General features: G+C 60.4%; 2 protein-coding genes. Both read left to right on the top strand.

The window, feature by feature from the left end; translation table 11 throughout:
* Positions 1-63 precede the first annotated feature (63 nt).
* A complete protein-coding gene (gene glpK / locus QMX86_RS27890) occupies positions 64-1566 on the top strand; it encodes a glycerol kinase GlpK (protein WP_024014162.1) in 1503 nt (500 codons plus the stop codon).
* Positions 1567-1661: 95 nt separating this feature from the next.
* A complete protein-coding gene (locus tag QMX86_RS27885; RefSeq protein WP_007953179.1) occupies positions 1662-2417 on the top strand; it encodes a DeoR/GlpR family transcriptional regulator in 756 nt (251 codons plus the stop codon).
* Positions 2418-2540: the final 123 nt, after the last annotated feature.

Raw genomic sequence — 2540 nt, 5'->3', positions numbered from 1 at the left:
GCTCCTGCCCATCCGAGCCGGCGCCACGGCCCACTCTCGTTTTTTTCGTCCAAGGCAATCGACATGACCGACATTCAGAACAAGAACTACATCATTGCCCTTGATCAGGGTACGACCAGCTCGCGCGCGATCATCTTCGACCGCGACGCGAACGTAGTCTGCACCGCGCAGCGCGAATTCGTTCAGCATTACCCGCAAGCCGGTTGGGTCGAGCACGACCCGATGGAAATTTTCGCCACCCAGAGCGCGGTGATGGTTGAAGCGCTGGCACAGGCCGGTCTGCATCACGACCAGGTCGCCGCCATCGGTATCACCAACCAGCGTGAAACCACCGTGGTCTGGGACAAGACCACTGGCCGTCCCGTGTATAACGCGATCGTCTGGCAGTGCCGCCGCAGCACCGAGATCTGCCAGCAGCTCAAGCGCGATGGTCACGAAGACTACATCCGTGACACCACCGGCCTGGTCACCGACCCGTACTTCTCCGGCACCAAACTGAAGTGGATCCTCGACAACGTCGAAGGCAGCCGCGAGCGCGCGCGCAACGGCGAGTTGCTGTTCGGAACCGTCGATAGCTGGCTGATCTGGAAATTCACCGGCGGCAAGGTGCACGTCACCGATTACACCAACGCCTCGCGCACCATGCTCTTCAACATTCACTCGCTGGAGTGGGATTCGAAGATGCTGGAGATCCTCGACATCCCCCGCGAGATGCTCCCGGAAGTCAAAGCCTCCTCGGAAATCTACGGTCGTACCAAGAGCGGCATCGCCATCGGCGGTATCGCTGGCGACCAGCAGGCAGCACTGTTCGGCCAGATGTGCGTGGAGCCGGGCCAAGCGAAAAACACTTACGGCACCGGTTGCTTCCTGCTGATGAACACCGGCGACAAAGCAGTGAAATCCCAGCATGGCATGCTCACCACTATCGCCTGCGGCCCGCGCGGCGAAGTTGCCTACGCACTCGAAGGTGCCGTGTTCAACGGCGGTTCGACCGTGCAATGGCTGCGCGATGAACTGAAAATCGTCAACGACGCCCACGACACCGAATACTTTGCCAACAAGGTCAAGGACAGCAACGGTGTGTATCTGGTGCCGGCGTTTACCGGTCTCGGCGCGCCGTACTGGGACCCGTATGCCCGTGGCGCACTGTTTGGCCTGACGCGCGGCGTACGCGTGGATCACATCATCCGCGCCGCGCTGGAGTCGATCGCCTACCAGACCCGCGACGTACTCGACGCCATGCAACAGGACTCCGGCGAACGCCTCAAGGCCCTGCGTGTGGACGGCGGCGCGGTGGCGAACAACTTCCTCATGCAGTTCCAGGCCGACATCCTCGGCACTCAGGTGGAGCGCCCGCAAATGCGCGAAACCACCGCACTCGGCGCTGCCTATCTGGCCGGCCTGGCCTGCGGCTTCTGGGGCAGCCTGGAAGAACTGCGCGGCAAAGCAGTGATCGAGCGCGAGTTCGAACCGAGCCTGGACGAAACCGAGAAAGAGAAACTCTACAAAGGCTGGAAAAAAGCCGTCAGCCGCACCCGTGACTGGGCGCGTGAGGACGCTGAATAAGCCAGCCTTGAGTTACACATAGGTATCTAACTGGTCGGGAGCGGATTCCTGCGGCATCATGGGCAAATTTTGCACGGCAGCCCAAAGGAAGCCCCATGAATCTGCCTCCCCGTCAGCAGCAAATCCTCGAGCTGGTCCGCGAACGCGGCTATGTGAGCATCGAGGAAATGGCCACGCTGTTCGTTGTCACCCCGCAAACCATCCGCCGCGACATCAATCAGCTCGCGGAAGCCAATCTGCTGCGTCGCTACCACGGTGGCGCCGCGTACGATTCCAGTGTCGAAAACACCGCGTATGCGATGCGCGCCGATCAGATGCGCGACGAAAAACAACGCATCGGCGAAGCCATCGCCGCGCAGATTCCCGATCACGCCTCGCTGTTCATCAATATCGGTACGACCACCGAATCGATTGCTCGCGCCCTGCTCAATCACAGTCACCTGAAAATCATCACCAACAACCTGCACGTCGCCTCGATGCTCAGCGCCAAGGATGATTTCGATGTGCTGCTGACCGGCGGCAATGTGAGGCGGGACGGCGGTGTGGTCGGTCAGGCGAGTGTGGATTTCATCAATCAGTTCAAGGTCGATTTCGCCTTGGTCGGGATCAGCGGCATCGATGAGGACGGCAGCCTGCTCGATTTCGACTATCAGGAAGTCCGGGTGAGCCAAGCGATCATTGCCAATGCGCGGCAGGTGATTCTGGCGGCGGACTCGAGCAAGTTCGGGCGTAACGCGATGATTCGACTGGGGCCGATCAGCCTGATCGATTGCCTGGTTACCGATCAGCAACCGGTGCCGGCGCTGGCGCAGTTGCTGAGTCAGCACAAGATTCGGCTGGAAGTCGTCTGAACCCTCTCCCTCGCTGACCGAACCAACGCCTTCGCGAGCAGGCTCGCTCCCACTCTTGGAATGCATTGCAAAATGTGGGAGCGAGCCTGCTCGCGAAAACGATCGATCACACCACACATCTTC

This window comes from Pseudomonas sp. PS01270 (genome assembly GCF_029959775.1).
GTDB lineage: Bacteria > Pseudomonadota > Gammaproteobacteria > Pseudomonadales > Pseudomonadaceae > Aquipseudomonas > Aquipseudomonas atacamensis.
Note: the sequence above shows the minus strand (reverse complement) of the source record. Positions and strands in the feature narration are given on the sequence as shown.

What these genes read in the sequence shown, in the direction of transcription:
- QMX86_RS27885 (WP_007953179.1), top strand. Translation starts at nt 1,662, where the DNA reads ATGAATCTGCCTCCCCGTCAGCAGCAAATCCTCGAGCTGGTCCGCGAA.
- glpK (WP_024014162.1), top strand. Translation starts at nt 64, where the DNA reads ATGACCGACATTCAGAACAAGAACTACATCATTGCCCTTGATCAGGGT.